The sequence below is a fragment of the Pseudoalteromonas sp. MB41 genome (assembly GCF_020966275.1).
GTDB lineage: Bacteria > Pseudomonadota > Gammaproteobacteria > Enterobacterales > Alteromonadaceae > Pseudoalteromonas > Pseudoalteromonas lipolytica.
On record NZ_JAJJZF010000009.1, the window covers coordinates 113,466 to 128,870 of the forward strand.

Consider the following 15,405-nt stretch of genomic DNA (forward strand, 5'->3'; position numbering starts at 1 on the left):
TTTGTTATAATCGCGCGCCCTTGAGGTTGGTATGTCTCAAGGCGTGTGAATTCCACAGTCTAAGAGTGAACTATGCTTAAATTTATCGTCAAATTACACCCAGAAATCGCTATCAAGAGTAAATCTGTACGTAAGCGTTTTACCAAGTTATTAGAAAATAACATTAAGATCGTTTTACGTCGTGTTGACGAAAAAGTGCAAGTAAGAAACAACTGGGATAATATTTCAGTTGTAAGTCTCTTGGAGTCAGAACAAGTCCGTCTTGATATCATCGATGGCTTAAAGCGTATACCTGGGATCGTACAGTTTATAGAAGTAACCGAGACTGATTTCGAATCGCTTGATGACATTTACCAAAAAGCCAAAGAATTAATCGGCCACACCATTGAAGGCAAAACATTTTGTGTTCGTTGTAAACGCTCTGGTAAGCACGACTTTACATCAAGTGATGTTGAACGCTATGTAGGGGGTGGGTTAAATCAACATGTAGAGGGCGCGCGCGTTAAGTTATCTCACCCAGAGGTAACAGTACGTTTAGAAGTGCGTGACGAAAAAGCCTACATTGTTACAGAGACTCATTTTGGTATGGCTGGTTTCCCATTACCAACGCAAGAAGATGTGCTATCACTGATGTCAGGTGGTTTTGACTCAGGTGTTGCTAGTTATCAAATGATCAGAAAAGGGGCTCGTACTCACTTTTTGTTCTTTAACTTAGGCGGCGCAGCGCATGAAATTGGCGTGAAGCAAGCAAGTTACTACATTTGGAAACAGTTTAGCTCAACCCATAAAGTGAAATTTGTCACTGTTGATTTTGAACCCGTCGTAGCGGAAATACTCGAAAACATTGAAAACAGCCAAATGGGCGTTGTCCTTAAACGTATGATGATGCGTGCTGGCAGCCAAGTGGCTGAAAAACTAGGTGTACAAGCACTTGTTACCGGTGAGAGTATTGGCCAAGTTTCGAGTCAGACGCTGGCAAATTTAAGTGTGATTGACCGTGTCACCGAAACGCTGATCATTCGCCCACTTATTCAACACGACAAGCAAGATATTATTAATATTGCACGTAAAATTGGCACAGCAGAAATGGCAGAGAGTATGCCTGAATACTGTGGTGTAATATCTAAAAAACCAACAGTTAAAGCAAAAATTAAAACCATCTTAGCTGAAGAAGCTAAATTTGATTTTGATGTACTTAATACGGTGGTTGAAAATGCACGTGTTATGGATGTCCGCGACATTGATACCGAAGCAAAACAAGAAGTGAAAGAAGCAGAGTCAGTCTCTGATCTTCCAAAAGACGCAGTGGTTGTTGATATTCGTTCACCAGAAGAAGAAGACGCTAACCCGCTAGAGCTTGAAGGTATCGAAGTAATTCATTTACCATTTTTCCGCTTAGCGACTAAGTTTGGTGATTTACCAAAAGATAAAGAATACTACTTATATTGTGCTAAAGGGGTAATGAGCCAGCTACAAGCGCTTATTTTACACGAAGAAGGCTTTAGCAACGTAAAAGTGTATCGCCCATAAGTAAACGGGTATAGAAAAGCGCGAATTTCGCGCTTTTTTAATGCCTAACGAAAGACGCTGACTTTTCAATTTGCTGTTAATTGGCACACCTTCCAGCTGCCACAATAGAAGAGGGGTGTTGTTAAAGCCCCGCTGATTTGGCTTTTATCATACTAAGCATGGCTTGATTGTAGGGGGTTTTCACTCCAAGCTTAGCGCCTTGCTCACATACATACCCACAAATAGCGTCAATCTCAGACGCTCTATTATGGCTAATATCTTGTTGCATCGACGAAAAGTTTGCGGCGGTTGCACTCATTACACTGTAGGCATTGTTTAGCGCGTCACTTAATGAGAGTGAAATACCTTGTTTGTTAGCAACTAAGCACGCCTCACTGAGTAAATTAATAATTCGCGAGCTAAAGTGCGGCGTACGAAGTTGACCGTTTTTTACATTATGAATAGCGCTCAACGGATTAATAGCGATATTCACCAACAGTTTTTGCCAACGAAGGGTATGAATATCATCGGTAACACTAAAATTAGGTAAGCTGCTAAAGTGCTGCTCGATCTGCTTTAGCACTTTGCGCGCCGCATCATTACACGTACCTAAAAGACTGGCACCGTCACCAGTATGATTCACGCTGTATTGAGTTGCTTTGAACCCCGCCTGCTGAGTGGTTAAAAATGATAGACCTTGATGGGCCGAAAGCGCGGCGTTAAGTTCATCCACATTGCCCATGCCATTATGAGACAAGATAACTTGGCAGTGCTCAGCTAGATAAGGTTGAAGTTGCTTAAATGCAGCTTCAACCTGAAAGGCTTTCACCGTAAATAACACCCACTCGAATGGGGCAAACTGGTTAAGTTCTTTATGATTAATTAGGCGTGCGTTAATAGGTTGTGATTTACCATTTGAAGGTTGATAAAAACGGGTGGTCAAAGTGGGCTTGCGCGTTAATAAGGTAACAGTATGTTGAGCTGATAAAAAATGACTGAATAACAAGCCAATAGCACCATCACCTACAATTAAAATATTAGCCATTGCGCTGTTTATTACCTAAATGAAAACCAAGTTTAATAATAAAGTAGCTCGAAGCACCTATAAAATCGGCAACAAAATCGGCAACTGAAGCTTGACGATAAGGCAGCATATCTTGCATAAACTCAATGGCAGCACCGTACCCTGCAAGCAATAATATTTGCACTATAAGGGGTAATTTAAACGCTTTATCCATCACCATAGCCAGTACGAAGAAAATGCCAAAATGCGCGACTTTATCAACATGTGGGAATAGGTTACTTACGCCTTTAATTTCTTTGGCGAAAAGAATAGTGAAGCCAATAATGCTGACTAAAAATATAATTTGGTATATGCGCCTAGTCACAATAAACCTTTAAACTGCCTAAAAAATGAATGGGCAGTATATCAAACAATTTTCGTATCGCACCTGAACGGTGTGCAGAAAAATGTAAAGATTTATAAAATTGACGTTATAATCCTAGGCATATTTATTTTAAAAATCTTGTTAGGAGAACCCCATGCCTTCATTTGATATTGTTTCTGAAGTAGAAATGAACGAAGCGCAGAATGCAGTGGATAATGCTAAGCGTGAATTAGAAACACGTTTTGACTTTCGTGGTGTTGATGCATCAATCGAATTAAACGACAAAGTCATTAAGCTAAAAGCCGAAGCACCACAGCAAGTTATGCAATTATTCGATATTCTTGCTGCGAAAATTTCAAAGCGCGGTTTAGACGTGTCTAGTTTAGAGCTTAGAGATGAGTCGCGCAGCGGTAAATACGTCATGCGTGATGTGGCACTTAAGCAAGGTATTGAAAAAGACGTTGCAAAGAAAATCGTCAAGTTGATTAAAGACTCAAAAATTAAAGTACAAGCCGCTATTCAAGGTGAAGAGTTACGTGTAACGGGTAAAAAGCGTGATGATTTACAAGAAGCAATGCAGGTTGTTCGTACTGCTGATTTAGGTCAACCATTCCAATTCAAAAACTTCCGCGATTAATTAATTTTATTGCGAAAGCACTGTCTGACTACGAACGCACAGCTCTACTAGAAGAGCGGTGAAGTTGTGACTAATCTAAAGCCAAACATAAACGTGTTTGGCTTTTTTATTTTACTTTCTATCTAGCTTTGTTTAGAAGTTTAGACGTCCATTGACATTTATTCCTAAAATCATCACAATAGCAGCCTATTTTCAAGGTGCTTGCTGTATCTGCTTAGATACATGCTATTTCAAAGGCTGAAATAACAGCAAGATAATCGGGAAGCTGGTGCGTTTTCAAGGAGAAAACAATGCCAACACTGCCCCCGCAACGGTAATGCGTATGCTCAGTATATGCAGAGTCCGGAGACCGGCCTTGAATTAACTTACTATTTGCGTGTGCGGTGGGCACAGGCTAGGGGATATCATGCTAAATAAATCTACGTTAGGCGTAGCGGTTGCTGCTGCGTTGTCTTTTTCTGTGTCTGCGGATGAGCAATCAATCGAGCACATCACAGTGACTGCCAATAAATTCGAACAATCTATTAATGAAGTCTTAGCGAGCGTTACAGTCATTGACCGTGCTGATATCGATGCAAGCTATGTTCGCGACTTACCTAGTTTACTGGCAACACAAGCCGGTTTCCAAATTAATGCTAATGGTGGTTTTGGGCAAAGTTCAGGTGTTTCACTTCGGGGTGCCAGCTCACGTCATACGCTTATTTTAATTGATGGTGTACGCACAGGTTCGGCAACGCTGGGCTATAAAAGTATTAGCAATATTCCGTTAAACAGTATTGAACGCGTTGAGGTCATTAAGGGTTCTCGTGCTGCTGTGTATGGCTCAGATGCGTTAGCGGGTGTGATCAATATTATTACTCGTAAAGCACAAAATACCACTTTGGATGTCACCTTTGGTTCAGATTCTTACCAAGAGTACCAAGTGGCTACTGGTGGTCAGATTGCAGATGTCGATATTTCTGTTAATGCAGGTTACGAAAAAACAGACGGCTTTGATGTATTGCAAGGTGTAGCACCTGATGAAGATGGCTATGAAAATAAAAACCTTGGTTTTAACCTAGGCTATCAAAATGAGCGACTAGGGGAGCTTTTATTACAGGGTCAGTACTCAGAAGGTGAAGCGCAATACGATAGCTCTTTTAGTCCTGCTGATAGTACAGTAGAAAAAGGTGAGTTCGAAAACTACCAAGCTTCATTAGGTTGGAAAAAAGCATTCGAAAAACACGCCCATGCGATTGATATTGCAATCTCTAGCGACAGTTCAGATGACTCGCGTATCGACTACACCGGTGCAACGGTGGTTGATAAGTTTGAGACAGAACGTGAGCAAATCGATTACAACGGCCAATATTTTTTAAATCAAAGTTTAACAATTAGCGGTGGTTTAAACTGGTATAAAGATGAAGTAAATACTAATTCTGGCACTTATCTAAAAGACAGTCGTGAGGTATTCGCTGCGTTTGTTGGGGCTTACTACGATGATGAGCACGTGCTGGCAAATCTGACTGTACGACAAGATGATGACCAACAATTTGGTGACGAAACAACCTATACGGCAGCGGTCGGTTATCATCTAAATGATATCGCGACATTCCGCTTAAGCCAAAGCACCGGCTTTAAGTCACCAACCTTTAATGATCTGTATTATCCCGGCTCTGGTAACCCAGAACTCAATCCTGAAACATCAGATAACCAAGAGTTAGGTTTATCACTTAATGTGAATGATATCAGCCTAGATATCGCTATTTTCCGCAGTGAAATAGATAACAAAATTGCCTGGGCACCAAATGCATCCGGCGCTTGGCAACCAACGAATATCAATCAAGCTCGCCACGAAGGGGTTGAATTTAGCTTTAAAAACCAAGTGCTAGGTTTTGATCACAGCTTCAATTTTACCTACCTATCAGCAGAGGATACTGAAACAGGTAATGCATTGACCTATGTATCTAAACACAGCGTGAATTGGTCATTACATAAAGCATGGGGCGACTTTGATGCTGGTATTGATATGCAATATCGCGGTGATCGAGATGGCAAACTGACACACTTACCTTCATACACGTTATGGAACCTTGTGGGCCATTACCAAGCAACCGATAACCTGACCGTGTCACTTCGCGTAGAAAATCTATTCGATAGAGAATATAACGCCGTTGATGCGTATGGGAAAGATCTCGATGGTGATTTCATCAACGACGAATTTTATTACTACAATACGCCAGAGCGTCGCTTATTTGTAGGTGCCCGTTATCAGTTCTAATAATAAAGGAAATTATTAGTTCTGCGTCTAAAAGCTCGCTACCTACTTAGCGGGCTTTTTTCATTTTAATTTATCGGCGTAATAACGAGCGAACTTTTCAAGTTTAGGGGCAATAAGAATACTGCAATAACCTTGGTTCGGGTTTTCGTTATAGTAATCTTGATGGTATTGCTCTGCTGGGTAAAAGTGTGTAAGCGGGCTCAGCTCGGTGACAATCGGCTCACGAATTTGTTTTTGTAAGGCTGCTATCATCGCCTCTGCTTCATCTTTTTGCTGTTCATCATGATAATAAATGACACTGCGGTATTGTGTGCCAACATCATTACCTTGGCGGTTTAATTGTGTCGCATCGTGCAGCGTAAAAAACATTTCAAGTAAGGTATTGTAGCTAATAATGCTGCTATCAAAGTCCAGTTGTACGACCTCGGCGTGTCCGGTTAACCCCGTACAAATCTGCTGATAACTGGGGTTTTCAATCTCGCCGCCAGCATAACCAGAGCTTACATTTAATACGCCTTTGACGCGTCTGAATGCGGCATCAATACACCAAAAGCAGCCACCACCCAATGTGGCTATTTGTATGTTGTTATTCATGTTTTACTCCCTCACTGTTTTGCTGACTATAGCTGAAAAAACAAAACGCCGTAAAGACGGCGTTTTGTTAAAAGCTACAGAGCGTCTAAATTTCTTCTAACGGTTTGTCTTTCGCTTGCTGTTCCAGTTTACTTTGTAAGTACTCTGGTGACTGTGTATTACGCGCAAAGGCAGTATACGCAGCGGGCACAACAAACAAGGTGAGTAAGGTTGCCACAATTACGCCGGTGAATACCACAACACCAATTACCATACGGCTTTCTGCACCCGGACCACTTGCGAGTACTAGCGGTACAGAGCTCATTACGGTTGTTAATGAGGTCATAATGATGGGACGTAAACGCTGCGTAGCGGCTTGTGTAATGGCTTCGTTAAACTCAACGCCTTTATCTCGTAGCTGGTTTGCAAATTCAACAATCAAGATACCATTTTTAGCACTTAAACCTATTAGCATCACAATACCAATCTGGCTGTAAATATTTAGCGTTAAGTCTGTGTACCATAAACCAAATAAGGCCCCAACTAGACCGAGTGGCACGGTTAGCATGATCACCAGTGGGTGAATAAAACTTTCAAACTGGGCTGCAAGCACTAAGAACGTCACTGTCAGTGCAAGGATGAACACATAGGTCATCGCTGATGCACCTTCGTAAAACAGCTGAGACTCACCTTTGTAATCAATGGCGCCATCAATGTCGTTCTCTTCAGCGGCAACCTGATTTAAAAAGTTCAGTGCTTCTTCTAAGGTGTAGCCATCAGCTAAGTTGGCGCTAAGAGTAATCGCACGCATACGGTTGTAGCGATTTAAACGTGATGCAGTCGCTTCTTCTTTTAGCGTAATGAGGCTATCTAGCGGCACGAGTTCACCACTACGTGATTTTAGGTAGATGTTTGAGATATCCGTTGGGTTAGCAAAGTCTTCTTTGGTCCCTTTTAGGATCACATCGTACTCTTCACCACGGTCGATAAAGGTTGTCACTCGACGTTGACCTAGCATGGTTTCAAGAGTGCGGCCTACATCGGATACAGACACGCCTAAATCAGCGGCTTTGTTTTTATCGATATTGATTAAAAACTGTGGGAATGTCTCTTTATAGTCGTGGTCAATGCGCACAAGGCCTGGGTTTTTCTCAGCACGCTTAATAATGCGATCACGCCAATCGGCTAATTGGTCGTAATCGTTACCTTGTAATACGAACTCAATTGGGCGTGATGAGCCACCGCCACCAATACCACTGCGCATAATAGCAAAGGCACGAATGTCAGTCACTTCTTGCATTTTTCCACTAATTTCATCGATCACTTCCCATGTTGAGCGTTTTCGTTTATCCCAATCGGCCATACCAACGATTGCAACACCCCCTTGGCCGCCCCAGCCAGGTACACGAATGAGCACACGGCTCAACTCACCAGACTCTGAATATGGCATTAAACGCTCTTCGATTTTAGCCATATTAGCGGCGTTATTTTCGTAACTTGCCCCTTCAGGGCCGCTCATCATGATAAAGAAAGTACCGCGGTCTTCTTTTGGCGTCAGTTCCGAAGGAATTTGCTGAAATAGCATGAAGCTGGCAACGCCTGTCATGATCATGGTGAGCAACAAGCTCCATTTTCGACTCATGTTTGATGCTAGTGAATTACGATACGCCTGTTCAATTTTGGCAAATGTTTTATCCATCCATTGGCTAAATTTACTTTCTTTTTCAGAGGCTTTAAGTACCTTTGAGCACAACGCTGGTGACAAGGTTAGCGCGGTAATACTTGAGAAAAACACAGCCGCACTCACTGCCATGGCAAATTCTGTGAACAATGCGCCAATACGGCCATCCATAAAGACCAGTGGCACAAACACTGAAATAAGCACCAGCGTGGTGGCAATAATGGCAAAGCCTACTTCACGTGCCCCACGAAAGGCAGCAAGTAAAGGTGGCTCACCAAGCTCTATACGGCGGTGAATGTTTTCAAGCATTACAATGGCATCGTCGACCACTAAACCAATGGCTAACACTAAAGCGAGTAGGGTAAGCAAGTTGATTGAGTATCCCATGGCAAGCAAGAACATAAAGCTACCAACGAGTGCCACAGGAACAGTAACTGCGGGCACTAAAGTCGCGCGAATACTCCCCAAGAATAAGTAGATAACTAAGACAACCAAGGCCATTGAAATAGCGAGTGTGCGGTACACTTCGTTAATCGATTCTTTGATGAACACTGACGAGTCGTAGCTGTCTTGAATCGTGGTGCCTTCAGGTAGGTTACGTTTTATTTTCTCAAGTTCGGCGCGGGCATTGTCTACCACCGTAAGGGTATTCGCTTTTGCTTGTTTTACAATGCCTAAACCAATCATGTTACGGCCATTACCACGGAATAAACTTTCGTCGTCAGCGGCTTCTAAATGCACATCGGCCACTTCACCTAGGCGCACTAAGTAGCCGTCGTCGCCCCGTTTAATAACCAAGTTTCTAAAGTCGCGTTGATCCTTATAGCTGCGTGCTGTACGCACAGTAAAATCACGGTCAATCGATTCAATCTCACCAGCGGGCAGTTCAACGTTTTCTGTGCGTAAGGTATTCTCGATATCGCTGCTGGTAATCCCGCGCGCCGCCATGGCCTTGCGGTTTAGCCAAATTTTCATGGCGTACTTACGCTCACCACCGACACGTACATTCGACACACCATCAACTACGGCTAAACGGTCAACAATAAAACGCTGTGCGTAGTCAGAAAGTTGCAACGAATCCATTGTCGAACTATTAAGGACAAACCAAGCGATTGGACTTTCATCGCTGTTCGATTTTGACACCTCAGGTGGGCGTACTTGTTCTGGTAGGCTATCAAGCGCACGTGCTACACGCTCACGCACATCGTTTGATGCGGCATCGATATCGCGACTGATATTAAACTCAATGGTGATGTTTGAGCGGCCATTACGGCTTGACGAATTAATGCTTTTAATCCCTTCAATACCCGAAATACGATTTTCGAGCACTTGGGTTATTTTGGTTTCAATAATTTCTGCACTGGCCCCAGTATACGATGTGCTTACACTCACAATCGGGGTTTCAATATCTGGGTATTCACGCAGTGGAAGCATCGAAAAAGCGACGAGACCAAAGGTAAGTAACAGTAAGTTTATTACGATCGCAAAGACCGGACGTTTAACGCTAGTATCTGTAATTTTCATGGTTTAGCCCTTGATACTAACTTTGCTGCCAGTGCGAATTTTGATAATGCCTTCAGTCACGACTTGTTGACCATCTGTTAGACCCTTATCGATGGCAACCCACCCGTTATGACGTCCCGCTACATGTACTTCAACTTTATTGGCAACCCCGTCTTCAATTTTGAATACATAGTGTTTATCTTGCTGAGGGATTACCGCTTTTTCAGGCACCATGAGTGCTTGGTTTGAACTCAGTTGTAATGCGGTGTTTAACAGCATACCAGGGCGTAATAAACCGCTTGAATTGGTAAAACTGGCCGTCACTTCAACACTGCGAGTAACCGAGTCAATGCGTGAGCTGATGTGCGTGACTTTGCCGTTAAAGGTTTTTCCTGGGTAAGCATCATTTTGAGTCATGACTTTCATGCCTAGCTGCAGTTGCGCAAGGTATTTTTCAGGAACTTTAAAGTCCACTTTTATAATACTGATATCATCGAGAGTGGTAATATTGGTGGTGCTATTAACATAAGTACCTATCGAGATTTCACGCTTACCTAATAAGCCTGAAAAAGGCGCTTTAATGGTCATTTCTGCTAGTTTAGTTTTGGCGCTTTCAAGCTGAGCTTCGGTGGCATCTACACGAGACAATTGCTCTTCAAGTAACGATTTAGCGGTTGCTTGCGAACGTGATAGTTCGGTTAAGCGGTCTAGTTGGCGTTTTTCTTCACGTAAATTGATACTTAATTCTTTTACTGCTAATTCTTCTTGTTGTGCTTGTAACTGAACTAGTTTTTGACCTTTACTTACTAAATCGCCATCATTGAAAAATATATCAGTCACATAGTCGTTTTGTGCACTGCGAATGAAGATCGCTTGATTCGCGCGCGCGCTGCCTATCGCTTCGATTAAAACGGCATTTTCTTCAGCCGTGACGGTATGTGCGACAACCTGGGTTGAACGGTCTCCAAAGTTGCTTTGCTCGCCTTGGCTTGAAGGTAAATATAAATAAATACATAACCCTAGCAAAAGGGTAATAATAAAAGGAAAAAGCGCTTTACCAGATTGTGTCGAATACATCATCGTGTTACCAGAAAATTAGTTGAGTGTAGTGTACAAAATTAGTACGTGCCCCGTATGTCAGGTATCTCATATATTTGTGCATTTGGCGTAAAAGTTAAAAGTTCAGCGCATTTGTTCCTTAATTGTTATGAGAAGAGAGGTGTAAGTATGAGTAAACAAACCAAGTGTCCGTATTGTTTAACGCTTAGAAAGATTGTTTTGGTCACAATTGTAATGTTTATTTTTTACTTTTCAGTGTATGGATAACAAAAACGCGATTTTAAAGGTACGGGCACAGGCTTCGCGACATGGTATTGAGTTTTTATTGGTCGGAGGCATTGGGCTTGTATTCATTATGCTGTTTAACCTGCTACGTCCCGGTGAGATTAGTATAGTGGAAATTTTTTTAGTCAGTAGCTGCCTTGCTGCTATATTTGTCGGCTTTTTAAAAACACAAGAGCCTTATTATAGCTTTACCTATACTAATCAGTTGCTTATATATCATCATAAAGTTGGGCATTGGCAATTAAAACGAGAAAACTTTCACCACAGTGGTGTCCCGAAAGTGGAACAAGGCTTAGAATACCTTGAGTTAAACGCAGTTGGTATTAAACTCAATAACATAGATGAATTTTTAACTCAGATTCACCCACGAATTGCAGGGCGATTATTAATAGAACAACGTCATATATTTATGCAAGTTGTTCAAAAACATTGCAAAAATGGCAATTGCCCATCAGAATGGTTAGTTGAAGAGACGGACTACACTGCCCCTAGTGGTCAGCTTTACAAAGGATTGATTGCCATGTTTGCTAATCGTACGCAGCATTTGAGGCAATTGACAGGGTACGATTTATTGTTGCCTGCCAATGCACTTGATACTGATATTTGGCAATTCAGTGCAGATTTGAATCGTTGGAAATTAAACCCTAGTGAATTTATCAATACTCGTTTACAGAAAGATGTAAGTAATTAGGTGGCAGTAAGTAGGAAAAGGCTATGAGTCAAGAACGTTCTTTTATTAAAAGTGGTCGAAACACAATTATTCATAAAGATAAAAAACTCGACTTAGTAATTGTGAATGGCGAAAACCACCCACGTATAAAAGTGACACAAAATGGTCTTGAACCGTTTAAAGAAGATCTGCCAAAAAACCGTCGTGAAGCAAAAGAGCGTTACCTCGAAATGGTTTACATCACCAGCCCTGATGTTTTTGCAGAAGAAAAACGTCTATTGTTCATTCAAGCCCTTGATGGCCGAGAATATAAGATAGATTACAGTAAAATTGGCACTAAATTGTTTGTGCGTATTCATCAAGAAAGTTACTTATAATTTAGGGTGTTCTTGGCACTTTACTTGCTAGTTATCTTCTTATTTGGCAGTTGGTTATAAAGCCAACGTTGCATTTTAAGGTGGTAAACATGAGATTAGTGCCTCTTGTAGTTGTTGCATTAACGACACTCACAGCCTGTGGGGGCGGTGGGTCGAGTGACACAACACCAATCGCTGCGACAGTTAATGCTGGAGCTGATCAGCAAATTATTGAAAAAAGCGAGTTTACATTATTGGCTAAGGGCTCGCCTGCTGATGGAACATTTACGTGGCAACGAGTAAGTGGCCCTGTTGTAGAGGGGTTCCCAGCAGAAGGTGCTGAGCAAACTCTCACTGCCCCTGATATTAAGCGAGACTCAGAGCTCGTACTTAAAGTTAATTATCAAACGGGTGATGGTCAGTTAGTCAGTGATGAAGTAAGCATATTCATTACCTCTAATAACCAGCTGCCTGTTGCCGTGATCACGCAAACTGCACCGCAAGAACTGCCCTCAAAATACAATGATACTATTGTGCTCAGTGGTGAAGAGTCTGTCGATATTGATGAAAATGGTTCGATAGACAGTTACTTATGGACTCAGCTTTCGGGCCCAGATTTAACCGTTGATAGCTTTAATAATCAAACGATTAGCTTTACTCACCCGCTGCTAGAATCAAACACGTCAATGACATGGCGACTAACAGTGACCGATGATGAAGGGGGCTCTGCAAGCTCTGAACAGTCATTTACGCTTAATAAAACCCTTGAAGTAATCATTGCTAACGCTGGGGAAGATCAGCAAGTTATAGAGTTTGATACCGTTACGCTTGATGCAAGTAACAGTGAAATTGTGACTGCAACCAAGCAGTGCTATTGGGAACAACTAACGGGTGAAATAGTCACCCTTGCAAATCAAAATCAATGTATCACCACATTCATTGCCCCTGATGTTGATACCGACACAGAACTTAGTTTTGAGGTTACCGTCACCGACAGTAAATCGCGCAGTGATACAGATACGGTAGTGATTGGTATCAGCCCTAAACCCCTCGGCCTTATAAATGATACGGGCATGAGCGACTGCTATAACAACACGCAAAAAATTAACTGCAAAAGTGATAACTTCCCAGCTCAAGATGCAGATTTAGGGCGTGACAGTGTTGCTAATCAACTTGATAAAGTAGGCCAAGGTGACTTGGCATTTGATTTTACAAAATTAAATGAATTTGCGGATGAGCTGCCAGACGACGCAGCAAACTTTAGTTGTGTACGCGATAACGTGACAGGCTTAATTTGGGAAGTAAAAGCGGCAAGTGCCACACTGCCACCGGCAACCACTAACCGTGCAGCAACAAATCATTATACGTGGTATTTAAATAGTAATAACGGGGTACAAACGGGCAGTGTTCAAGGTGCAGCAAACTCAACATGCCCAAGTAACACCGCGTGTGGTTTACAAACGTATGTGAATGAAGTGAATGCGATTGATTTTTGCGGCGGCACTAATTGGCGTGTTCCTACCTATACCGAACTTCTGGGAATACTGGATTACGCTAAACAAGGTGAAGTAAGCTTACTCAACAGTGAGTTTTTTCCAAATCAGCCAAGCAATATTCAGCTAAGCGATGATGGCAACCCGTTTATGCCGTATTGGACATCACAAACCGCTGTGGATGGTACCAGTTTGTCGCAGGCATATATTATTGATATGAGTAGCGCAAACGACTTGGCCTATCCGAAAGGGAAAACCGCCTTTGTCCGTTTAGTAAGAACACCGGGAGAATAATATGCGTAAACTATCTTTCTATGCATCGGTTGCCTTACTGGCAACACAGCCTACATTTGCTATGGCGCAGGTTTGCTACGATGCGGTAACGCAAACGACCCCAGACAGCCGCTTTGTCATTAACGAAAATGGCACGGTAAGTGATGTAGAAACAGGCTTAATGTGGCAACGTTGTAGCTTTGGACAAACTTACAATAGTGCAACGGCAACATGTGAAGGCACCAGCCAGCAGCTAACCTGGGGTGAAGCATTACGCGGTGCAAAGAATACGCGTCTTGCCGGTTTTTCTGATTGGCATGTGCCTAATGTAAAAGAGTTAGCCAGCATTTTAGAGCATCGATGCGTGCAGCCGAGTATTAACGAAAGTGTCTTTCTTGCTACTAAGCTGCAAAATTACTGGAGCAGTACATCAGGAAAAGAGCGAACAGACCTTGCTTGGGTTTATCAGTTTGATAAAGGCATAAACAGTCTTCACGCTAAAGAATCCGATGTATTTCTGCGACTCGTACGTTATGAAAAATAATTTTTAATGATAGATAGCCGCGCGTTTTCAAGCGCGGTTTTTATGTCGGCCCCTTTAATTCCTTGGGCGATAAATTGCTGTGGATCGACAGCGCTTGCCTGTTCAGTCACTTGGTGTAGTTGTGTTATACATGCCACTGGCTTTTGTTCACTTATTTCTAACGCCTTGAGTACGGCGTTTAAACGCTCAGGACGACGCCATAAATCAAGTCGGTTAAAACAGCCTAGCAGTGCGTCACAATCCGGCTGCTTGTCAGACAATATTGAACGATGAGCAACAGTGTTAAGAGCAACATCACGCACTTCATTTGGTAGACGGATCTGCTGTGCGATTGTGTGAATATCAGATTCTGTTAGCGAGAGTGTCACTTGGCTAAAAAGTAATGCTGTGTCTGTAATAGAGTGCTTGTTGGCATAATCAAAGCGCGCTTGCATCGTTTGATACAATGCATCACTCCACTGCGATTCTAACGTGGGGCTGATCACATGTAAGCCTCCAATTTTAAAGAGAGTATTTAAAAACTCTGCAAATGCGCCATCACTAAGAGATTTTTCGCATTCTAACCAAACTCGTTCCGCTGTGAGTGTTTCAAGCTCGCCTGCTTTTACCATCGCAATAAGCAAACGTTCTGTTTCTGGCGCAATAGAAAAGCCTAAGTAATGATAACGAGCAGCAAATCGGGCGACTCGTAAAATACGTAACGGATCTTCAGAAAACGCATCTGAAACATGGCGTAATAAACGGTTCTCGATATCGCTTTGCCCACCAAAAGGGTCAACTAATGTGCCATCTTCGGCTTGCGCTATCGCATTAACAGTTAGGTCTCGGCGGATTAAGTCTTGTTCTAAAGTGACATCGGGCGTGAAATCGCAGATAAATCCCGTATAACCTTGGCCTTGTTTCCGCTCAGTTCGGGCAAGTGCATATTCTTCTTTTGTTTTTGGGTGCAAAAAAACAGGAAAGTCTTTGCCGACTTGTTGGTAGCCTTGTTTAATTAGTTGCTCGGGAGTTGCACCTACGACAACGTAGTCGCGTTCTTTTACTTCACGACCTAACAGTGCGTCTCTTACAGCGCCACCGACCAAATAAACCTGCATAGTACACCTATTATTTTTACCTTTTCGGTATTTTACGTTATTTGCCAGCGATACCCAAACTCCAAAAAACAGGCGCT

General features: G+C 42.4%; 13 protein-coding genes and 1 riboswitch. Of the genes, 7 read left to right on the forward strand and 6 right to left on the reverse strand.

Annotated features, from left to right (window positions below):
- Positions 1 to 72: 72 nt before the first annotated feature.
- Positions 73 to 1,530, forward strand: coding sequence for a tRNA uracil 4-sulfurtransferase ThiI (thiI, locus tag LPA49_RS11150; protein WP_036970869.1), 1,458 nt, complete (start codon positions 73 to 75; stop codon positions 1,528 to 1,530).
- Between the two features lie 121 nt (positions 1,531 to 1,651).
- Here thiI and LPA49_RS11155 read toward each other — a convergent pair whose 3' ends face one another.
- Both LPA49_RS11155 and LPA49_RS11160 read right to left on the reverse strand, forming a co-directional pair.
- Positions 1,652 to 2,554, reverse strand: coding sequence for a ketopantoate reductase family protein (locus LPA49_RS11155; protein WP_065978023.1), 903 nt, complete (start codon positions 2,552 to 2,554; stop codon positions 1,652 to 1,654).
- The gene (locus LPA49_RS11160; protein WP_036970865.1) at positions 2,547 to 2,897 is read right to left on the reverse strand and encodes a VanZ family protein; all 351 of its coding nucleotides are present in this window, start codon (positions 2,895 to 2,897) and stop codon (positions 2,547 to 2,549) included. Before LPA49_RS11160 ends, LPA49_RS11155 begins: the two co-directional genes overlap by 8 nt.
- A gap of 154 nt (positions 2,898 to 3,051) precedes the next feature.
- On the opposite strand from LPA49_RS11160, the gene LPA49_RS11165 reads away from it, so the two are divergent.
- Complete coding sequence (locus LPA49_RS11165; RefSeq protein WP_074988861.1) at positions 3,052 to 3,534, forward strand: YajQ family cyclic di-GMP-binding protein; 483 nt, start codon at positions 3,052 to 3,054, stop codon at positions 3,532 to 3,534.
- 217 nt (positions 3,535 to 3,751) lie between these two features.
- Positions 3,752 to 3,907, forward strand: a riboswitch (cobalamin riboswitch).
- Between the two features lie 33 nt (positions 3,908 to 3,940).
- Positions 3,941 to 5,794 carry a TonB-dependent receptor gene (locus LPA49_RS11170; RefSeq protein WP_036970860.1) on the forward strand — a complete coding sequence of 618 codons (1,854 nt, stop codon included), beginning with the start codon at positions 3,941 to 3,943 and terminating at the stop codon, positions 5,792 to 5,794.
- Positions 5,795 to 5,854: 60 nt separating this feature from the next.
- On the opposite strand, the gene msrA is transcribed toward LPA49_RS11170, so the two are convergent.
- From msrA to LPA49_RS11185, 3 genes are all read right to left on the reverse strand, one after another.
- Complete coding sequence (gene msrA, locus LPA49_RS11175) at positions 5,855 to 6,388, reverse strand: peptide-methionine (S)-S-oxide reductase MsrA (protein WP_036970858.1); 534 nt, start codon at positions 6,386 to 6,388, stop codon at positions 5,855 to 5,857.
- A gap of 85 nt (positions 6,389 to 6,473) precedes the next feature.
- Positions 6,474 to 9,572 (reverse strand): efflux RND transporter permease subunit, encoded by a 3,099-nt coding sequence (locus LPA49_RS11180; RefSeq protein WP_065978026.1) that lies wholly within the window; start codon positions 9,570 to 9,572, stop codon positions 6,474 to 6,476.
- Between the two features lie 3 nt (positions 9,573 to 9,575).
- Positions 9,576 to 10,628 (reverse strand): efflux RND transporter periplasmic adaptor subunit, encoded by a 1,053-nt coding sequence (locus LPA49_RS11185; protein WP_036971758.1) that lies wholly within the window; start codon positions 10,626 to 10,628, stop codon positions 9,576 to 9,578.
- A 241-nt stretch (positions 10,629 to 10,869) separates the two neighbouring features.
- Here LPA49_RS11185 and LPA49_RS11190 point away from each other — a divergent pair, with 241 nt between their 5' ends.
- The 4 genes from LPA49_RS11190 (at position 10,870) to LPA49_RS11205 (ending at position 14,231) form a co-directional block, all read left to right on the forward strand.
- Positions 10,870 to 11,586: a DUF2982 domain-containing protein gene (locus LPA49_RS11190; RefSeq protein ID WP_036970855.1), complete on the forward strand. Its 717-nt coding sequence runs from the start codon at positions 10,870 to 10,872 to the stop codon at positions 11,584 to 11,586.
- 23 nt (positions 11,587 to 11,609) lie between these two features.
- Complete coding sequence (locus LPA49_RS11195; RefSeq protein WP_074988863.1) at positions 11,610 to 11,942, forward strand: hypothetical protein; 333 nt, start codon at positions 11,610 to 11,612, stop codon at positions 11,940 to 11,942.
- A gap of 89 nt (positions 11,943 to 12,031) precedes the next feature.
- Entirely contained in the window at positions 12,032 to 13,708 is a 1,677-nt protein-coding gene (locus tag LPA49_RS11200; RefSeq protein WP_036970850.1) for a DUF1566 domain-containing protein, read from the forward strand.
- A gap of 61 nt (positions 13,709 to 13,769) precedes the next feature.
- Positions 13,770 to 14,231 (forward strand): DUF1566 domain-containing protein, encoded by a 462-nt coding sequence (locus LPA49_RS11205; protein WP_227006851.1) that lies wholly within the window; start codon positions 13,770 to 13,772, stop codon positions 14,229 to 14,231.
- On the opposite strand, the gene LPA49_RS11210 is transcribed toward LPA49_RS11205, so the two are convergent.
- Entirely contained in the window at positions 14,219 to 15,328 is a 1,110-nt protein-coding gene (locus tag LPA49_RS11210; protein ID WP_036970846.1) for a tRNA nucleotidyltransferase, read from the reverse strand. The genes LPA49_RS11205 and LPA49_RS11210 overlap by 13 nt on opposite strands.
- Positions 15,329 to 15,405 lie beyond the last annotated feature (77 nt).